Genomic DNA, 17,646 nt, shown 5'->3' on the forward strand with positions numbered 1-17,646 from the left:
TGCCGGCGTTAATGGCTTGATCGAAGCGGCCCGACAGGTTTTCCTGTCGGGCCGCTTTCCTTTCTTTTGCGCGTTTTCCGCGCTATCCGGCCGGGTCCTTTCGTTCGTAGCCGTCTCTCACGTCGGGATGTGAACTGATATAGGTGCTGAGCCCTCGCCCGCCCAGCGCCAGCTTTTTCATCGCCGCGACGTGCCGCGCGCCGACGCTCGCGCGCGTGTACCAATACGTGTCGCCCGTCGACCGGAACCGGACCGCGACGAAGTCATCACCGATTTCGTACGCCACTACGCCAGAGTCGCCGTTCAGGTTCCGGTACGTTTCCATTTGCTCCTGCCTTTTCAGATGTCAGGCTCCGCCACATTTATTGCTGCGCCGCCGTCGCCCACCGCCCGCTGTGTAGCCCGTTCGTTGTAGTATCGCAGGCACTTATTCCGCATCGCACCTCATGAGAATTCTCGGCATCGACCCTGGTTTGCGCGTTACCGGCTTCGGCGTGATCGACCAGACTGGCCACCAGCTGACCTACGTCGCGAGCGGCGTCATCAAGACCGCCGATGCCGACCTGCCGTCGCGCCTCGGCACGATCTTCGACGGTATATCCACGCTGATCCGCCAGCACGCGCCCGATCAGTCCGCGATCGAAAAGGTGTTCGTCAACGTCAATCCGCAATCGACACTCCTGCTCGGCCAGGCACGCGGCGCCGCTATTTGCGGACTCGTAGCAGGCGGCGTGCCGGTCGCTGAATACACCGCGCTGCAACTGAAGCAGGCAGTGGTCGGCTACGGACGCGCCACCAAGGAACAGATGCAGCAGATGGTCGCGCGCCTCCTGAATCTCTCCGGCGTGCCGGGCACCGATGCCGCCGACGCCCTCGGCATGGCTATCTGCCACGCACACGGCGGCGGCACGCTGAGCACGCTGGGCGGCATTGCACCTTCGCTCGCGAAGAAGGGCCTGCGGGTGCGGCGTGGACGACTCGTCGGCTAGAGCAACGACGGCGCCTGGCCCGGCTTTCGCCAGCACTGCCATCGAACCGCCTCGTTAAAGCCCTCACCATCGCCGCCCTTTTGCCTGACGCGCTGCGCTACACTCGCGCTTTACTTCACCATCGAACTCACCATGATCGGTCGCATTGCCGGCGTCCTGCTGGAAAAGAATCCGCCGCATCTGCTCATCGACTGCAACGGCGTTGGCTACGAAGTCGACGTGCCAATGAGCACGTTCTACAACCTGCCGGCGACCGGTGAGCGCGTCGTCCTTCTCACACAGATGATCGTGCGCGAAGACGCGCAGCTTCTATACGGCTTCGGCTCTGCGCAGGAACGTACGACGTTTCGCGAACTGCTCAAGATCAGCGGCATCGGCGCGCGTATGGCGCTCGCGGTGCTCTCGGGCATGAGCGTTCACGAACTCGGCCAGGCCGTCACGCTGCAGGACGCCGCGCGCCTCACACGCGTTCCTGGCATCGGCAAGAAAACAGCCGAGCGCCTGCTGCTCGAACTGAAGGGCAAGCTTGGTGCCGACCTGGGCGCGATGGCGGGCGCGGCCTCCGCGTCCGGTCACGCCAGCGATATCCTGAATGCACTGCTCGCATTGGGCTACTCCGAAAAGGAAGGGTTGGCGGCCATCAAGAACGTGCCGGCCGGCACCGGTGTTTCCGACGGCATCAAGCTCGCGCTGAAGGCGTTGTCAAAAGGCTGACGGCGGGCTGACCGCGGGCTGACCGCGCCCGGCGGACAGCGCCCCCTGCGCGACGACGGTTAAAGCTTCGCACGCCGCGTCGCATTGCGCACCCTGGCCGTTCGGCCAGCTTTCTGCGCGGGCATCGCGCGGTACAATGTCCGCATGATCGAAACCGACAAACTCGCCGCCGAACGCATCATCGCCGCCACGCCTACGTCGCCGAACGAAGAAGCGTTCGAGCGCGCGTTGCGCCCGCGCCACCTTGACGAGTACGTTGGGCAGGAAAAGGTGCGCGGCCAGCTGGAAATCTTTATCGAGGCTGCGAGGCGCCGCGCTGAATCGCTCGACCACGTGCTTCTGTTCGGGCCGCCGGGCCTCGGCAAGACCACGCTCGCGCACATCATCGCGCGCGAAATGGGGGTCAATCTGCGGCAAACGTCCGGGCCGGTGCTTGAACGCGCGGGCGACCTCGCGGCGCTGCTCACCAATCTCGAAGCGAACGATGTCCTCTTCATCGATGAAATTCACCGGCTGTCGCCGGTCGTCGAGGAAATCCTGTATCCCGCGCTGGAGGACTACCAGATCGACATCATGATCGGCGAAGGTCCGGCCGCACGTAGCGTGAAGCTCGACCTTCAACCGTTCACGCTGGTCGGTGCGACAACGCGTGCCGGTATGCTGACGAATCCGCTGCGCGACCGCTTCGGTATTGTCGCGCGGCTGGAGTTTTATAACGCCGAAGAACTCGCGCGCATTGTCAGCCGCTCGGCTTCGCTGCTCGGCGCGCAGATCCATCCTGATGGCGCGTTCGAAATCGCGAAGCGTGCGCGTGGCACACCGCGAATCGCGAACCGTCTGCTGCGCCGCGTGCGCGATTTCGCTGAAGTGAAAGCGGACGGCAATATCACCGCGAAGGTCGCCGACGCGGCACTCGCCATGCTCGATGTCGATCCGGTCGGCTTCGATCTGATGGACCGCAAACTGCTCGAGGCGATCCTGCACAAGTTCGACGGCGGCCCAGTAGGCGTCGATAACCTGGCCGCGGCGATCGGTGAAGAGCGCGATACGATCGAAGACGTGCTCGAGCCGTATCTGATCCAGCAGGGCTTCCTGCAGCGCACGCCACGCGGCCGTGTGGCAACGTTGCTGACGTACCGGCACTTCGGGCTTTCCGCGCCGGATTCGTCGAGCCCGGTGCGCGATCTGTGGGATTCCGGCACGTCCTGATCGTCAGGGCGCGCGATGTTGTAGTGGGTAGCAGGAGTAATCCGGCGATGTCAGACCAAGCCAGCCAGCCGAACGACCGCGCCAGTTTTGCCCAGCTGATGGCGAAACGTGTGCGCTCAAAGCTGGCCGCGAGCGTCACGCACCTGACGAGCGGCGGCGGCCCGTCGCTCGATTATTCGTCGCCGCCGGGAGATCCTGGCCTGTTCGGCCCGAATGCAGTCTGCTGGAAAATCCATGCCGACTTCACCTCGATGATGACAGGTGGCATCAGCGCGCTCCTCCTTCAGGCGCTTCATCCACTCGCGCTTGCTGGCGTGTGGGATCACTCGTCGTTTCGCACTGACATTCTCGGGCGCCTGCGTCGCACCGCGACGTTCGTCGCGGGCACCACCTACGGCAATCGACGCGACGCGCTGGCGCTGATCGAACGCGTGAAGCAGATCCATCTCGGCGTGACTGGCTTCGCGCCCGATGGTCGGCCTTATCGCGCGAGCGATCCCGCGTTGCTGACGTGGGTGCATGTCGCGGAGGTGTCGAGTTTCCTCACCGCGCATCTGCACTACGTGAACCCGGCTTTGCCGGGCGATGCGCAGGACCAGTACTTTGCTGAAACGGCGCGCATCGCCGAGATGCTCGGCGCTTCGGGCATCCCGCGCTCACGTGCTGAAATCGACGCGTATCTGATCGCCATGCAGCCAGAACTGCAAGCCAGTTCGCGCACGCGCGAAGTCGTGAAGATCCTGATGAATGCGCGCCCGCCAAGCGCCATGATGCGGCCGGCGGGCGCGCTGATGCTGAATGCCGGTGTCGACCTGTTGCCGCCGTGGGCGAAGACGATGCTCGGCTTCGACACCTTTGCCGGTGTGCGGCGGGCGCTGGTGCGGCCAGGCGTGAAGGTCGTCGCGCCCGTCATGCGTTGGGCGCTGGTGAACGGCGTATCGAAACGCGCCCGTCGACGCGTGGCGACGCCTCATGGCTGAGCAGTATCAAACTGCACTGTCAGAACCCGGCTGGAACGGCTGCGAGATCTGAAATGCCGGTTGCCGATGAGCATTGCCTCGCGTGATCCCGCTTGTGCAGGACACGTGCTGCTGCGAGCGCACGAAAGCGTCCGACGCCCGAACTAAAGCACTCGCCTGAAACCATCGTCCTCGCTGCGTCCGCCGAGATGCCGGACGTCGGCCCACGATACAACCGTCGCCACGCCAATATCGAAGTCCACCAGATTGAGGCTCGTGTTGAGCAGCGCATAGCTGCGAGGCGCATCGAGTGGCAAGTTGTTCGCGAACCGGTACACGCAATCGAGCACGCCACCGTGTGCCACGCACGCAATCCGGCCATCCGGATGCGCTGCGACGATTGGTTCGATCGTGTGCAGCACGCGATGGTAAAACGCTCGCGACGATTCGCCATCGGGCGGTGCGAAGCCCGGGTCGCGAGTCTGCCAATGCGCATATTCGTCCGGGAAACGCACGGAGATTTCATCGCTGTCGTGGCCCTGAAACGCCCCATAGGAGCGCTCGCGCAACCCTTCGCGTAGCTGGAGCAACATGCCCAGTGCATCGGCGATCGGCTGCGCGGTTTGTTGTGCACGCGTCAGATCGCTCGAATAGATCGCATCCAGTCGCGCGCCCTGCTTCGCTTCACCCGCCAGCCGCTCCGCCAGCTTGTGCGCCTGTTCGATGCCACTCGTCGAGAGCGGAATGTCGATGTGCCCCTGGATGCGTTTGATGCGGTTCCAGTCGGTCTCGCCGTGCCGGATGAAGAGAACTCGCGTGGTCATGGAAATGCGCGCCTGGGTCGCCGGGTCGGATACAGAAGCACCATTGTCTCAAAAAGCGTCGACGCGCGATTTTGCGTTTCGTCTTCAGGGACGCGTCTGAAGCCAGAAGGTGACCGGGCCATCATTGACGAGCGACACCTGCATGTCGGCGCCGAACTCGCCGGTCTCGACGACAGGATGCTTCGCGCGCGCTGCGGTGACGAAATAGTCGAAGAGACGGCGACCCTCGTCGGGCGGTGCGGCCGGTGTGAAACTCGGGCGCAGGCCGCTGTTGGTGTCCGCGGCGAGCGTGAACTGCGACACGATAAGCAGGCCGCCTGCCCCGCCTGCACCGTCGATGTTCTGCACGGACAGGTTCATCTTGCCCGCAGCATCGCTGAAGACGCGGTAGCCCAGCAGCTTCGCAAGCAGTTTGTCGGCGACTGCATCGGTGTCGCCGCGCTCCGCGCAGACGAGCGCGAGCAGACCGGCCCCGATCGCGCCCGTGATGCGGTCGCCGACGCGCACGTCCGCGCGCCGCACACGTTGAATCAGCGCGATCACGCTGAGCGCTCCGATCCAGCGATTGACGCGGACCTCATGACGCCGTTCACGTGTATCAAGTCGATGAGGCCCATCAGGCCGTCAACGTCACGCGCGCAAACCGGCGCTTGCCGACCTGTACGACAAACTCGCCCGCTTCGATTTTCAGGCCCTTGTCGGAGACTGTTGTGCCATCGATCTTCACGCCACCCTGCTCGATGTTGCGCAGCGCCTCACTCGTCGACGGCACGAGACCCGCCTGCTTCAGCAGTTGCCCGATTGCGAGCGGCGCGCCCGCGAGCGTCACAGCAGGAATATCGTCCGGTACGCCGCCCTTCGCACGATGATTGAAGTCTTCGAGCGCGCGCCCGGCGTCGGCGGACGAATGGAAGCGCGCCACGATTTCCTGCGCGAGCATCACCTTGAAATCGCGCGGGTTCCGCCCCGCCTCGATCTCGCGTTTGAAGCCCGCGATCTCGTCCATCGGACGGAACGACAGCAGTTCGAAGTAACGCCACATCAGCACATCGGAGATGCTCATCAGCTTGCCGAACATGTCGCCTGGCTTCTCGCTGATGCCGACATAGTTGTTCTTCGACTTCGACATCTTCTCGACGCCGTCGAGGCCTTCAAGCAGCGGCATCGTCAGGATGCACTGCTGTTCCTGGCCGTACTGCTTCTGCAGTTCACGGCCCACGAGCAGGTTGAACTTCTGGTCCGTACCACCCAGTTCGAGGTCGGCATTCAGCGCGACCGAGTCGTAACCCTGCATCAGCGGATACAGGAATTCGTGGATCGAAATCGGCACGCCGCCCTGAAAGCGCTTCGTGAAATCCTCGCGCTCCAGAATGCGCGCGACCGTATAGCGCGACGCGAGCTTGATCATGCCGTCGGCGCCGAGCGGCATCGACCATTCGCTGTTGTAGCGGATTTCGGTCTTGTCGCGGTCGAGCACGAGCGCGGCCTGATCGAAATACGTCCTGGCGTTGGACTCGATCTGCTCACGCGTGAGCGGCGGACGCGTCGCGTTACGGCCCGACGGATCGCCGATCAGCGACGTGAAATCGCCGATCAGGAAAATCACCGTGTGCCCGAGGTCCTGCAACTGGCGCATCTTGTTCAGCACGACGGTGTGGCCGATGTGGATGTCAGGCGCCGTCGGATCGAGGCCCAGTTTGATGCGCAGCGGCACGCCGGTGGCCTGGCTCTTCGCGAGCTTTTGCGCGAACTCGTCTTCGATCAGCAGTTCGTCGACACCGCGTTTCGTGACGGCGAGCGCATGGCGGACCTCGTCGGTGATCGGGAAAGCGGGGGTTGGCCTGGAAGTGGACTCGGAGCTCATGCTAAAAGGTGACGTCGAAAAGAGAGATTGTCCCATAGTTGGCGCGGGCGGCCGGCGCCGGGACGGACACCGGATTTTACGTGATTCGCCCCGCGAAGCCGATCTTTCCGGGGCGCGCGCCTTTCCTCGCGGCCCGTTGCGCTGTTAATCTGTTGGAACAGTTCGCAACAAATGGATGAAGGAGCAGAACGTGGCGCGAGACACGGCAGACGGCGTGTATATCGGATTGATGTCAGGCACGAGCATGGACGGCGTCGACGGCGTCGCGGTCGAGTTCACGAAGGGCAAGCCGCCGGTGGTCAGGAGCGAGGCGTTCGTCGGCTTTTCGGAAGGCTTGCGCGATGCATTGTTCGCCCTGCAACAGCCCGGCGAGAACGAGATCGAGCGCGAGGCGCTGGCCGCGAATGCGCTCGCCGCGCGCTATATGGTCTGCTGTCACGAGCTGATGCGATGCGGCAACCTTTCCGTGAGCCAGGTCCGCGCAATCGGCGTGCACGGACAGACCGTGCGGCATCGTCCGGAAAAGGGCTACACACGCCAGATCAACAATCCGTCGCTGCTCGCGGAAATGACGCACGTCGACGTGGTCGCCGATTTCCGTTCGCGCGATGTCGCGGCCGGCGGCCAGGGTGCGCCGCTCGTGCCGGCGTTTCACGCGACGGTGTTCGGCAAGAAGGGCGAGACGCGCGTCGTATGCAACCTCGGCGGCATCAGCAACATCACGATTCTCGGCGCTGCCGGCGGTGTGCGCGGCTTCGATTGCGGACCTGCCAATGCGTTGCTCGACGAGTGGGCGCATCGTCATCTCGGCAAGCCTTTCGACGAGGGCGGCGTGTTCGCGGCCAGCGGACAAGTGCATCGTCCGTTGCTCAACGCGCTGCTCAACGAGCCGTTCTTCGAACAGCAACCACCGAAGAGCACCGGCCGTGACCTGTTCAATGCCGAATGGATGGATGCCAGGCTCGCACCCTTCGCGGACGTGAGCCCTGCCGACGTGCAGGCGACGCTCACCGCCCTTACCGCGATCACGATCGCGCGCGAGATCGAACGGCACGCGTCGGATAGCCAGGCGGTGTACGTATGCGGCGGCGGCGCGCGCAATCCTGAGCTGCTGAGGGCGCTGCAGACGGCGCTCGAAGAAAGCGGCGTAAGCGGCGTGCCGGTGATGACCACCGAAGCGCTCGGCGTGCCGCCGAATCAGGTTGAGCCGCTGGCGTTCGCATGGCTCGCAATGCGCTGCGTCGCACGCGAGCCGGGCAACCTGCCGGCCGTGACGGGTGCGGCGGGCGAACGCGTGCTCGGGGCGATTTATCCGCGTTGAGGTCGCTCTCCTCTCGCTGGAGGTGAAAACTCGCTGGAAGTGAAAACGGTGAGGGCAATAAAAAACGGGGCTTTTCAGCCCCGTTTTTGTACAGCAGAAACGTTACATCGATCGATAATCAGACCGAGAACGACGAGCCACAACCGCAGGTCGTCGACGCGTTCGGATTCTTGATCACGAATTGCGCGCCGTTGATGTCGTCCTTGTAGTCGATCTCGGCACCCACCAGGTACTGGTAGCTCATCGAGTCGATCAGCAACTGGACGCCGCTCTTGTTCATCACGGTGTCGTCTTCGTTGATGGCTTCGTCAAACGTAAAACCGTACTGGAAGCCCGAGCAGCCGCCACCTTGCACGAACACGCGCAGTTTCAGCTCCGGGTTGCCTTCCTCGTCAATCAGCTGCTTGACCTTGTCAGCCGCTGCGTCGGTAAAGACGAAGGGGCTGGGCATCTCGGTCACGGGGGTCTCGGCGACTGCGTTCATTCGAACTCTCCAAAAAAGCTTCTAGCCGCTATTGTAGGGCTGATCTCAATATCGTGCTGAAGCCCTGTGAAATCAAGGGCTTCCTGTAGGGGTATTCGACACATTTGTATCAGGATAACCGAGCTTCGATGCATGCGCACGCGCACGCAAACCAATGAAAAAAGCCGCCAACGCATAAGCGAAAGCGGCTTTTTTGCAACAGATCCACCCGAAGACGAACCTGACCCGAAGCGATTAACGCTTCGAGAATTGCTTCCTGCGGCGTGCCTTGTGGAAGCCGACCTTCTTACGTTCGACTTCACGTGCATCACGCGTCACGAAACCTGCGCTCGACAGAGCCGGCTTCAGCGTTGCGTCGTAGTCCATCAGCGCGCGGGTAATGCCGTGGCGAACTGCACCGGCCTGACCCGTTTCACCGCCACCCGAAACGTTCACCTTGATGTCGAATGTGACAGCGTGGTTCGTGAGTTCCAGCGGCTGACGCACGATCATCAGCGACGTTTCGCGCGAGAAGTAATCGGCGATGGGCTTGCCGTTCACAATGATGTCGCCCTTGCCTGCCTTGATGAAGACACGTGCAACGGCGCTCTTGCGGCGGCCCGTACCGTAGTTCCAGTTACCGATCATGTGGGCTCCCCTTAGATCTCGAGCGCTTTCGGCTGTTGTGCCGAATGCGGATGCGTTGCTTCTGCGTAGACCTTCAGCTTCTTGATCATCGCGTAGCCGAGCGGGCCCTTCGGCAGCATGCCCTTGACCGCTTTCTCGAGCGCACGGCCCGGGAAGCGTTCCTGCATCTTGCCGAACGTCGTTTCATAGATACCGCCCGGGTAACCCGAGTGGCGGTAGTACTTCTTGTCCGTGGACTTGTTGCCCGTGACTTTCAACTTGCCGGCGTTGATAACGATGATGAAATCACCGGTGTCGACGTGGGGAGTGAACTCAGGCTTGTGCTTGCCGCGAAGACGGCGTGCCACTTCGCTGGCGACACGGCCGAGAACCTTATCCGTCGCGTCAATCACGTACCATTCGCGCGTCACCTCATGGGCTTTTGCGGAAAACGTCTTCATGATCGATCCAAAATAAAAATGCTTTGCCCTGTGTTTTTTTCCTGCTTAGTGTTCGCGCATCGAGGCGCTGTGCAGGCTCTCCCTGTTCTTCTCCCGCGGGCATATGCGGAAAAGCCCTGAATTATAAAGGAAATTGCCGCGCCACGTCAAAGATTGCGACGAAACGCGAGGAGGACAGGCGAAAAAAAGCCCGAACAGCTCGGTTCGGGCTTAATCCACCAAAGGAGGAGGTGGAGGAGACAGCGGAGATTGTCGAACTGCGACAACCAATGAAACGGATTATATGAGTCGACCTTGTGCGACGCAAGAATATTTGCATGGTGAAATCACATTTCATAATGCAAAACGACAATATCGTCGGCTTGAATAGGCAAAAACCCTTATAAATCAGCGCTACAGCAGCTCACAGACCCGTCGGGCGCTTGCAGAATCTAGAGTAAAACCCCTAAAGCCATCAGGGCAATCCCGGGGCCGGGAAAGCATGTTGCTCCGCAACAGACAAGGGCTGACGGCCGCGTTGGGGATGCCCGGCTACCTCGGACGCACCTTGAACCCAGGGGCTACAATGCCCATCTTGAATTCAAGCGGAACGCTGGAGCACAGGCATGGAATGCAAAGTAAGCTGGATGGGACAGGACGGGATGGCTTTCGCCGCCGAAACGGGCAGCGGTCATCTGGTCATGATGGACGGCGCGCCGGAAGGCGGCGGGCGCAATCTGGCACCGCGTCCGATGGAAATGGTCCTGCTCGGCACCGGCGGCTGCACGGCATACGACGTCGTGATGATCCTGAAGAAAAGCCGTCAGGAAGTCGCCGGCTGTTCGGTCACGCTGAAAGCCGAGCGCGCCAGCGAAGACCCGAAGGTCTTCACGAAGATCCACTTCCACTTCACCGTGACGGGGAAGAACCTGAATCCGGCGACGGTGGAACGCGCGATTAACCTGTCGCACGATAAATATTGCTCGGCGTCGATCATGCTCGCCAAAACGGCCGAATTGACGCACTCGTTCGACATCGTCGCAGGCTGATCCGGGCGCGCCGAAGTCAGCGGCAAGTCAGCGGCAAGTCAGCGGCGCAAGTCGGCGGCGCAAGTCAGCGGCGCAAGTCAGCGGCAACAGTCGCAAAAGAAAAATGCCGGCGTCGATCACTCGACGCCGGCATTTTTGTGTTTAGGTGGCAAAGCAGGCCGATAAGCCGGATTCTGTGCACGCACCGCGCCCGAAGGCGTGAAGCGCGTGGCAGCCATTCCTCTAGGCGCGCCATTGCTGACGCGCTCAAGCTTCCTACCCGCAGACGAGACGGGGGCCCCATCCTGCATCTCGAAGATGCGCGCCTGCCTACTTGGAATTGCTCCGGGTGGAGGTTACCGTGCCGGTCTGCGTCGCCACAGCCGCGGTGCGCTCTTACCGCACCGTTTCACCCTTACCTGATCCCGGCTTGCGCCGGGCCATCGGCGGTCTGTTCTCTGTTGCCCTGTTCCGCGTGTCACCACGGATGGCCGTTAGCCATCACCCTGCCCTGTGGAGTCCGGACTTTCCTCGCCCTCGTTGGCCGAAACCGCGGAGGCCGCGACTGCCTGGCCTGCTTTGCTGGTGCCGATTCTAACATTGCGGCGGTGGAAGGCCGTTGTCAGGCGCAGAAAGGAGCGATCAAGGACCCGAGCCCGTCCGACTGCCGGAGCAATCAGCGAACGCGCCGGCCAGAGCGGAATACTGTTGTGTCGTCGTAAAAAGAAGACGTTTCGTTCGCGGGCCACCAGCCCGGAATGCCCAGCACCGGAAGCGGCGCGAACACACGACCGTTGAGCTCACCAGCCGCCGACAGCGAACCGCTGACCGCTTCATCGAGCCAGGCGTCGCGCTCAGCCACATCCCACGCGCAATACCCGGTCGGCACGTCGACGATCCACGCATGCGCCGTACATGCCTTAAACGGCGTGATCAGCTTTTCCAGCAACGCGTGGCCGAAACATCGCACTTCGCATTGTGAGCCCCATACCGCGCGACTGCCAACGAACAGCGTCTGCCAGTCGAATGCACGCAGTGCCGCGCTCAACGATGGATCGGCACACGCAAACAGCACGGCGTTCTCGTCGAAGAGCGTGAGCGCGTCGCGCGTGCCGCCGCGGGTGGGGCCGACGCCGAGCGCGTCGATCGCCGCCGACTGGCGCGCGTTCAACGCCGCCTTGATCCGCGGAAACTGGAACCAGACGAGCGCGTTGAAAAAATCGTGGAGATTGTGGCGGGTCGGCACACAGCCGGTCGATGCGATATGCGCTTCGTAAGCCGAGCCGGCCGGCAGGTCGTCCTGTGCGATAAAGGCGAGCGGCTGGCCGCGACCGGTCGTCTGGCCTGAGCGCCGCGCGTCCGCGTTCATTTCGACGAGCAATGCAGCTTCGCTCGCGAGCGCCGCCTGTTGCCAGCGCGCTCCGCGAGCGGCGAACTGCGCAAACCAGGGTGCGGTCCAGTCAATCTGCACGAACGATGGCTGCGGTTTTGGAGGGTGACCGGAGATGGCGTCAGACATAGCGCCGGGCGACGCAACTGGGGCAGAACGCGCCACAGCGTCGTCGCGCGTTGCGTCTGACCTGCGCTCGTCCGCACCCACCGGCAACTCCCCCGACGTCGCGATCGCCATCGCCAGACCCCAACCTCAGGCGAGGCGCCAGCCAATCGCCTCGCCACCGCGCAGCGGCACAACCGGCGTGTCGCCAACCGCGATTTCAGCGGGCAGCGTCCACCGCTCGCGATGCAGCGTCACCGTTTCGGCACTTCTCGGCAGACCGTAAAAGTCCGCGCCGAAGAAGCTCGCAAAAGCTTCCAGCCTGTCGAGCGCGCCCGCGTTATCGAACGCCTCCGCGTACAGTTCCAGCGCGTGCAGCGCCGTGTAGCAGCCTGCGCAACCACACGCGTGCTCCTTCAACCCCTTCGGATGCGGCGCGCTATCCGTGCCGAGGAAGAAGCGCGGATTGCCCGACGTCGCGGCCCCGACGAGCGCGACGCGATGCGTTTCGCGCTTGAGCACCGGCAGACAGTAGTAATGCGGACGGATACCGCCCTGGAAAATCGCGTTGCGGTTGTACAGCAGATGGTGCGCCGTGATCGTCGCGCCGAGCAGTTCGGGCGCAGCGCCGGCTTCGTGGATGTAGTCGACGGCATCTTTCGTCGTGATGTGTTCGAACACCACTTTCAGCGCCGGAAATTCGCGACGCAGCGGCGTCATCACGCGGTCGATGAACACCTTCTCGCGATCGAACAGATCGATCGACGAATCCGTCACCTCGCCGTGCACCAGCAGCGGCACGCCCGTTTCCTGCATCACTTCCAGCGTCTTCGCGCACTTCATGATGTCAGTGACGCCCGCGTCCGAGTTCGTCGTCGCACCCGCCGGATACAGTTTCACGCCATGCACGAAGCCGCTTTCGCGCGCGCGGCGGATTTCGTCGGGCGGCGTGTTGTCGGTGAGATACAGCGTCATCAGCGGCTCGAATTTCACGCCTGCCGGAATTGCGGCCACGATCCGCTCGCGATACGCCCGCGCCTGCTCCGTCGTCGTAACCGGCGGCTTCAGGTTCGGCATGATGATCGCGCGGCCGAACTGGCGCGCGGTGTGCGGCAGCACGGCCGCGAGCATCGCGCCGTCGCGCACGTGAAGGTGCCAGTCGTCCGGGCGGGCGATCGTCAGGGAATCGTGGGAAACGTTGGAAGCAGTCATGGCGAAAGAAGTGACGAGCGTCGCGAAACGGTTCAATCGACGTCGGCAAACCGCAACATTGCGGCCTGAACACCCGTCAATTTCACTATTTGCCGCTTCTGGCTCGGTGATATGCTTGGAAATCATCATTGTAACGGGTCGCCCCGTTCACACGCACCGGCCCCGCAATATGTGCCAATTACTCGGAATGAACTGCGCCGCGCCAACGGACGTCACGTTCTCGTTCACCGGCTTTGCGGCGCGCGGCGGCGTCACGGATCACCACGCCGACGGCTGGGGTATCGCCTTCTTCGAAGACAAAGCCTGCCGCCTGTTCATCGACCATCAGTCATCGGCCACCTCGCCGATCGCGGAGATGGTCAAGCGTTACCCGATCAAGTCGAAAAACACGATCGCGCACATTCGCAAAGCGACGCAAGGTCATATCCAGCTCGAAAACTGCCATCCGTTCATGCGTGAACTGTGGGGGCGTCACTGGATCTTCGCGCATAACGGCGATCTGCAGGACTATCAACCGTTTCTGACGGGCGTCTATCAGCCGGTCGGCACCACCGATAGCGAACTCGCGTTCTGCGCACTGCTGCAGGGCCTGCGCAAGGAATTTCCGGGTGCGCAGCCGGGGCCCGATGAACTGTTCCCCGCGCTCGAAAAACTGACGCGCGAGATCACGCAGTTCGGCGTGTTCAATTTCCTGATGTCGAACGGACAGGCGCTGTTCGCGCACTGCTCGACGCGCCTCTACTACCTCGTGCGACGCTGGCCGTTCTCGACCGCGCATCTGGTCGACGCCGACGTGTCGATCGACTTCGCGAAGTACACGACGCCGGAAGACCGCGTCGCTGTGATCGCCACGCAGCCGCTCACCGATAACGAAGTGTGGACCGCGTTCGAACCGGGCGACCTGCTGATGTTCCAGCATGGCGACGTGATCGGCCGCGCGAATGTGCCGGTGCCGCCGGCCGTGCTCGAAAAGCTGCGCAATCCAGAGAGCGACCGTTCGGCATCCGCGCCGACGCCGGTCGTCCGTGAAGAGACGCCCGTCACGCTCGATCTCGAATCCGACGACACCGCCGCGTTCGAATCCTGACTCGTTCCCACGCTTATTCGCTGTCACCACGCGCCAGGTCAGGTCAAATAAAAAAGCCGCTTCTTTCGAAGCGGCTTTTTTTGCACCGTGAACACTCGGCGCCGACAACGTCAGTGAAGAATCTTCGCCAGAAAATCCTTCGCGCGATCCGACTTCGGATTCGCGAAGAATTCTTCCTTGCGGTCGTCTTCGACGATCAGGCCACGGTCCATGAAGATCACGCGGTGCGCGACCTTTTTCGCAAAGCCCATTTCGTGCGTGACGCACATCATCGTCATGCCTTCCTGCGCGAGTTCGACCATCACGTCGAGCACTTCGTTGATCATCTCCGGATCGAGCGCCGAAGTGGGCTCGTCGAACAGCATCGCGATCGGATCCATCGAGAGCGCGCGCGCAATCGCCACACGCTGCTGCTGACCGCCGGAAAGCTGCCCCGGATATTTATCCGCATGTGCGCGCAGGCCGACGCGATCCAGCAGCTTCAGACCCTTCGCATTCGCTTCGTCTTTCGAGCGGCCGAGCACCTTGATCTGCGCGAGCGTCAGGTTTTCCGTGATCGACAGATGCGGGAACAGTTCGAAGTGCTGGAACACCATGCCGACCTTCGCACGCAGCTTCGACAGGTTCGTCTTCTTGTCGCCGAGCGACTGGCCGTTGATGACGATCTCACCCTTCTGGAATGGCTCCAGGCCATTCACCGTCTTGATGAGTGTCGATTTGCCCGAACCCGACGGGCCGCACACGACAACCACTTCGCCTTTTTTCACTTCCGTCGTGCAGTCGGTCAGCACCTGAAACTGGCCGTACCACTTCGAAACATTCTTGATAGAGATCATCTTGCGACCTTTTTCTGAAGACCTTTGACAAGGCTCGACGCGAGCACGCAAATCACGAAATAGCATGCGCCGGCGAACAGTACCATCTCGACGTTGGTGCCATCACGATCGCCAATATTCGTTGCCGTACGGAAGAAATCCGCGAGGCTGATCACGTAGACGAGCGACGTATCCTGGAAGAGCACGATGGCCTGCGTCAGCAGCAGCGGCACCATTGCGCGGAACGCCTGCGGCAACACGATAAGACGCATCGCCGTGCCGTACGTCATGCCCAGTGCAAACGCGGCATTGATCTGCCCGCGCGCCACCGCCTGAATCCCGGCGCGGATAATCTCCGAATAGTATGCCGCTTCAAAAAGCGAGAACGCGACCATCGCCGACGCCAGACGGATATCGATATCCGCCGACAGCCCAAGCACGTTCTGCAGTACCTGCGGCACGATCAGGAAGAACCACAGCAGAACCATCACGAGCGGGATCGAGCGGAACACGGTGACGTAGCCTTTCGCGAACCACTCGAACGGCTTGAACGACGACAGCCGCATCATCGCGAGCACGGTGCCCCACACAATACCGATGACGATCGCGATCAGCGTGATCTTGAACGTGATAATCGCGCCGGTCCACAACGTAGGCAGTGTGCCCGCAATACCACTCCAGTCGAAATGATGCATCACTTGCCTCCGATGTAGCCGGGCAGCCGCGTTCTGTGCTCGATAACGTGCATCAGCTGCATGACAACAAGGTTGATCAGCACGTACGCGAGCGTCACCGCAATGAACGACTCGTACGTCTGCGCCGTGTAATCGACAAGCTGGCGCGCCTGAGCCGACAGATCAAGCAGACCGATCGTCGACGCAACCGCCGAGTTCTTGAAGATGTTCAGAAACTCCGACGTGATCGGCGGCACGATGATCCGGTACGCAACCGGTAGCAGCACGTAGCGATACGTCTGCCATTGCGTGAAGCCCATCGCGAGACCGGCTGCCCTCTGGCCGCGCGGCAGTGCGTTGATACCCGAGCGCACCTGCTCGCACACGCGCGCGGAGGTGAACAACCCGAGACACACAATGGACGACGAGAAAAACTGCGCACTCGGTGGCAACTGCTTGTACCACGTGCCGATCGAGACCGGCAGCAGTTCCGGTATCACGAGATACCAGATGAAAAACTGAACGATCAGCGGAATATTCCGGAAGATCGCGACATACACCGTGCCGATACCGGCAAGCAATCTGTTCGGTACCGTGCGCAGCACGCCGAAGAACGACCCAACGATCAGCGCGATAACCCACGCCGACAGCGACACCGTGATCGTCACCCAGAAGCCGGACAGCAGCCAGCCGAAATAGGTGGTCGGCTCGCCCGTCGATACCGGACTCAGCAGAATGCCCCAGTTCCAGTGATAAGACATGAGGAAGACTCCAGCAAAAAGAAACGGAAGAAGCGCGCGGCCCCTTCCGTTTCGTCTGACGCGAAGACCTGCGACGGTTAGTCGATTGCCTTGTCGTTCGGGCTCTTGAAGAGCGCCTTGATATCATCGCTTTCCGGGAAGGCCAGGTTCAGGCCCTTCGGCGGAATCGGCGATTCGAACCACTTCTTGTAGATCTTGTCTGCTTCGCCCGAGGTTTCGAGCTTCGCGATTGCGTCGTCGACGACCTTCTTGAACTCCGGATCATTCTTGCGCAGCATGCAGCCGTAGGCTTCATGCGATTGCGGTGCAGCGACGATCACGAAATCGTTCGGCGTGTTCGACTTCGCGCGCTCGCCTGCGAGCAACGCGTCATCCATCATGAACGCAACAGCGCGGCCGGTCGACAGCGTCAGGAACGACTCGCCGTGATCCTTCGCGCTGATGATGTTCATGCCCATGCTCTTGTCCTGATTCATCTTGCGAAGCAGGCGCTCGGACGTCGTACCGGCGGTCGTGACCACCGTCTTGCCCTTCAGGTCAGCCCAGTCCTTGATACCCGAATCTTTCTTCGTCATCAGACGCGTACCGATCACGAAAATCGTGTTCGAGAACGCGACCTGTTGCTGGCGCTCAGCATTGTTCGTGGTCGAACCGCATTCCATATCGATCGTGCCGTTCTGCACGAGCGGAATACGGTTTTGCGACGTCACCGGCGTCAGCTTGACCTTCAGGTCCGGCATATTCAGCTTCTGCTTGACCGCGTCCACGACCTTCAGCGCGAATTCCTGCGAGTAGCCGACGACATTCTGTTTGTCGTCATAGTAAGAGAACGGAATCGACGATTCGCGATGCCCCAGCGAAATCACGCCCGTATCCTTGATTTTCTTCAGCGTGCCAGCGTCCTGCGCGTGCGCGCCAACGGTGAACAGACCTAGAGTAGCGAGAAGCAGCGCAGCCTTTTTAACCTTCATTTTGTGATCTCCTATCAAGTACCGGCGCCAGTTTAGCAAAGTAATTATTCTGAAAGTAATGGTTGTTAACCATGTTTGCCTGCGTCCGATGCATAAAGCCCACACCGAAACGCATCGCATAGACGCAAAAGCGGGCGGCATCGATTCGATGCCGCCCGTTCATTGCTGATCACACAGTGTAATCCGCGTTTTA

General features: G+C 61.6%; 20 protein-coding genes and 1 other RNA gene. 7 read left to right on the forward strand and 14 right to left on the reverse strand.

The features are described from left to right. Nucleotides 1-82 precede the first annotated feature (82 nt). Nucleotides 83-325, reverse strand: coding sequence for a hypothetical protein (locus P3T16_RS18825; RefSeq protein WP_429255433.1), 243 nt, complete (start codon nt 323-325; stop codon nt 83-85). A gap of 121 nt (nt 326-446) precedes the next feature. On the opposite strand from P3T16_RS18825, the gene ruvC reads away from it, so the two are divergent. The 4 genes from ruvC to P3T16_RS18845 all read left to right on the forward strand — a co-directional run bounded on the left by ruvC (nt 447) and on the right by P3T16_RS18845 (nt 3,892). Further along, a complete protein-coding gene (gene ruvC, locus P3T16_RS18830; protein ID WP_429255434.1) occupies nt 447-989 on the forward strand; it encodes a crossover junction endodeoxyribonuclease RuvC in 543 nt (180 codons plus the stop codon). A gap of 132 nt (nt 990-1,121) precedes the next feature. Beyond that, nucleotides 1,122-1,703: a Holliday junction branch migration protein RuvA gene (gene ruvA, locus P3T16_RS18835; protein ID WP_429255435.1), complete on the forward strand. Its 582-nt coding sequence runs from the start codon at nt 1,122-1,124 to the stop codon at nt 1,701-1,703. 144 nt (nt 1,704-1,847) lie between these two features. Beyond that, complete coding sequence (gene ruvB, locus P3T16_RS18840) at nt 1,848-2,912, forward strand: Holliday junction branch migration DNA helicase RuvB (RefSeq protein WP_429255436.1); 1,065 nt, start codon at nt 1,848-1,850, stop codon at nt 2,910-2,912. A 47-nt stretch (nt 2,913-2,959) separates the two neighbouring features. After that, nucleotides 2,960-3,892 (forward strand): oxygenase MpaB family protein, encoded by a 933-nt coding sequence (locus P3T16_RS18845; RefSeq protein ID WP_429343412.1) that lies wholly within the window; start codon nt 2,960-2,962, stop codon nt 3,890-3,892. 143 nt (nt 3,893-4,035) lie between these two features. Here the strand turns inward: P3T16_RS18845 and P3T16_RS18850 are convergent, their stop codons facing one another. The 3 genes from P3T16_RS18850 to tyrS form a co-directional block, all read right to left on the reverse strand. After that, nucleotides 4,036-4,695, reverse strand: a complete 660-nt coding sequence (locus P3T16_RS18850; RefSeq protein WP_429343413.1) for a histidine phosphatase family protein — start codon at nt 4,693-4,695, stop codon at nt 4,036-4,038. Between the two features lie 84 nt (nt 4,696-4,779). Next, nucleotides 4,780-5,238, reverse strand: a complete 459-nt coding sequence (dtd, locus tag P3T16_RS18855; RefSeq protein ID WP_429255439.1) for a D-aminoacyl-tRNA deacylase — start codon at nt 5,236-5,238, stop codon at nt 4,780-4,782. Between the two features lie 73 nt (nt 5,239-5,311). Next, a complete protein-coding gene (gene tyrS / locus P3T16_RS18860; RefSeq protein ID WP_429255440.1) occupies nt 5,312-6,559 on the reverse strand; it encodes a tyrosine--tRNA ligase in 1,248 nt (415 codons plus the stop codon). A gap of 190 nt (nt 6,560-6,749) precedes the next feature. On the opposite strand from tyrS, the gene P3T16_RS18865 reads away from it, so the two are divergent. Continuing rightward, the gene (locus P3T16_RS18865) at nt 6,750-7,880 is read left to right on the forward strand and encodes an anhydro-N-acetylmuramic acid kinase (RefSeq protein WP_429343414.1); all 1,131 of its coding nucleotides are present in this window, start codon (nt 6,750-6,752) and stop codon (nt 7,878-7,880) included. Between the two features lie 118 nt (nt 7,881-7,998). On the opposite strand, the gene erpA is transcribed toward P3T16_RS18865, so the two are convergent. The 3 genes from erpA to rplM form a co-directional block, all read right to left on the reverse strand. Continuing rightward, a complete protein-coding gene (gene erpA / locus P3T16_RS18870; RefSeq protein ID WP_429343415.1) occupies nt 7,999-8,364 on the reverse strand; it encodes an iron-sulfur cluster insertion protein ErpA in 366 nt (121 codons plus the stop codon). Between the two features lie 234 nt (nt 8,365-8,598). Continuing rightward, a complete protein-coding gene (rpsI, locus tag P3T16_RS18875; protein WP_429255443.1) occupies nt 8,599-8,991 on the reverse strand; it encodes a 30S ribosomal protein S9 in 393 nt (130 codons plus the stop codon). Between the two features lie 11 nt (nt 8,992-9,002). Then, the gene (gene rplM, locus P3T16_RS18880) at nt 9,003-9,431 is read right to left on the reverse strand and encodes a 50S ribosomal protein L13 (RefSeq protein WP_429255444.1); all 429 of its coding nucleotides are present in this window, start codon (nt 9,429-9,431) and stop codon (nt 9,003-9,005) included. Nucleotides 9,432-10,036: 605 nt separating this feature from the next. Between rplM and P3T16_RS18885 the strand changes: the two genes are divergently transcribed. Continuing rightward, nucleotides 10,037-10,459 carry an OsmC family protein gene (locus P3T16_RS18885; protein ID WP_429255445.1) on the forward strand — a complete coding sequence of 141 codons (423 nt, stop codon included), beginning with the start codon at nt 10,037-10,039 and terminating at the stop codon, nt 10,457-10,459. Nucleotides 10,460-10,605: 146 nt separating this feature from the next. On the opposite strand, the gene rnpB is transcribed toward P3T16_RS18885, so the two are convergent. From rnpB to pyrC, 3 genes are all read right to left on the reverse strand, one after another. Beyond that, nucleotides 10,606-11,019, reverse strand: an RNA gene (gene rnpB / locus P3T16_RS18890) — RNase P RNA component class A. A gap of 95 nt (nt 11,020-11,114) precedes the next feature. Beyond that, on the reverse strand, nt 11,115-11,957 hold the full coding sequence (locus tag P3T16_RS18895) for a DUF3025 domain-containing protein (RefSeq protein WP_429343416.1): 843 nt from the start codon (nt 11,955-11,957) through the stop codon (nt 11,115-11,117). Between the two features lie 126 nt (nt 11,958-12,083). Next, the gene (gene pyrC / locus P3T16_RS18900; RefSeq protein WP_429343417.1) at nt 12,084-13,145 is read right to left on the reverse strand and encodes a dihydroorotase; all 1,062 of its coding nucleotides are present in this window, start codon (nt 13,143-13,145) and stop codon (nt 12,084-12,086) included. Nucleotides 13,146-13,314: 169 nt separating this feature from the next. On the opposite strand from pyrC, the gene P3T16_RS18905 reads away from it, so the two are divergent. Beyond that, complete coding sequence (locus tag P3T16_RS18905) at nt 13,315-14,232, forward strand: class II glutamine amidotransferase (RefSeq protein ID WP_429343485.1); 918 nt, start codon at nt 13,315-13,317, stop codon at nt 14,230-14,232. A gap of 110 nt (nt 14,233-14,342) precedes the next feature. Here the strand turns inward: P3T16_RS18905 and P3T16_RS18910 are convergent, their stop codons facing one another. From P3T16_RS18910 to P3T16_RS18925, 4 genes are all read right to left on the reverse strand, one after another. After that, on the reverse strand, nt 14,343-15,068 hold the full coding sequence (locus P3T16_RS18910) for an amino acid ABC transporter ATP-binding protein (RefSeq protein WP_228874196.1): 726 nt from the start codon (nt 15,066-15,068) through the stop codon (nt 14,343-14,345). Next, nucleotides 15,065-15,742, reverse strand: coding sequence for a glutamate/aspartate ABC transporter permease GltK (gltK, locus tag P3T16_RS18915; RefSeq protein WP_429343418.1), 678 nt, complete (start codon nt 15,740-15,742; stop codon nt 15,065-15,067). The genes P3T16_RS18910 and gltK overlap by 4 nt, the downstream gene beginning before the upstream one ends. Continuing rightward, a complete protein-coding gene (locus tag P3T16_RS18920; RefSeq protein ID WP_429343419.1) occupies nt 15,742-16,482 on the reverse strand; it encodes an amino acid ABC transporter permease in 741 nt (246 codons plus the stop codon). The genes gltK and P3T16_RS18920 overlap by 1 nt, the downstream gene beginning before the upstream one ends. Nucleotides 16,483-16,559: 77 nt before the next feature. Continuing rightward, the gene (locus tag P3T16_RS18925; RefSeq protein ID WP_429343420.1) at nt 16,560-17,453 is read right to left on the reverse strand and encodes a glutamate/aspartate ABC transporter substrate-binding protein; all 894 of its coding nucleotides are present in this window, start codon (nt 17,451-17,453) and stop codon (nt 16,560-16,562) included. Nucleotides 17,454-17,646: the final 193 nt, after the last annotated feature.

The organism is Paraburkholderia sp. GAS42, assembly GCF_050436565.1.
Taxonomy (GTDB): Bacteria; Pseudomonadota; Gammaproteobacteria; order Burkholderiales; family Burkholderiaceae; genus Paraburkholderia.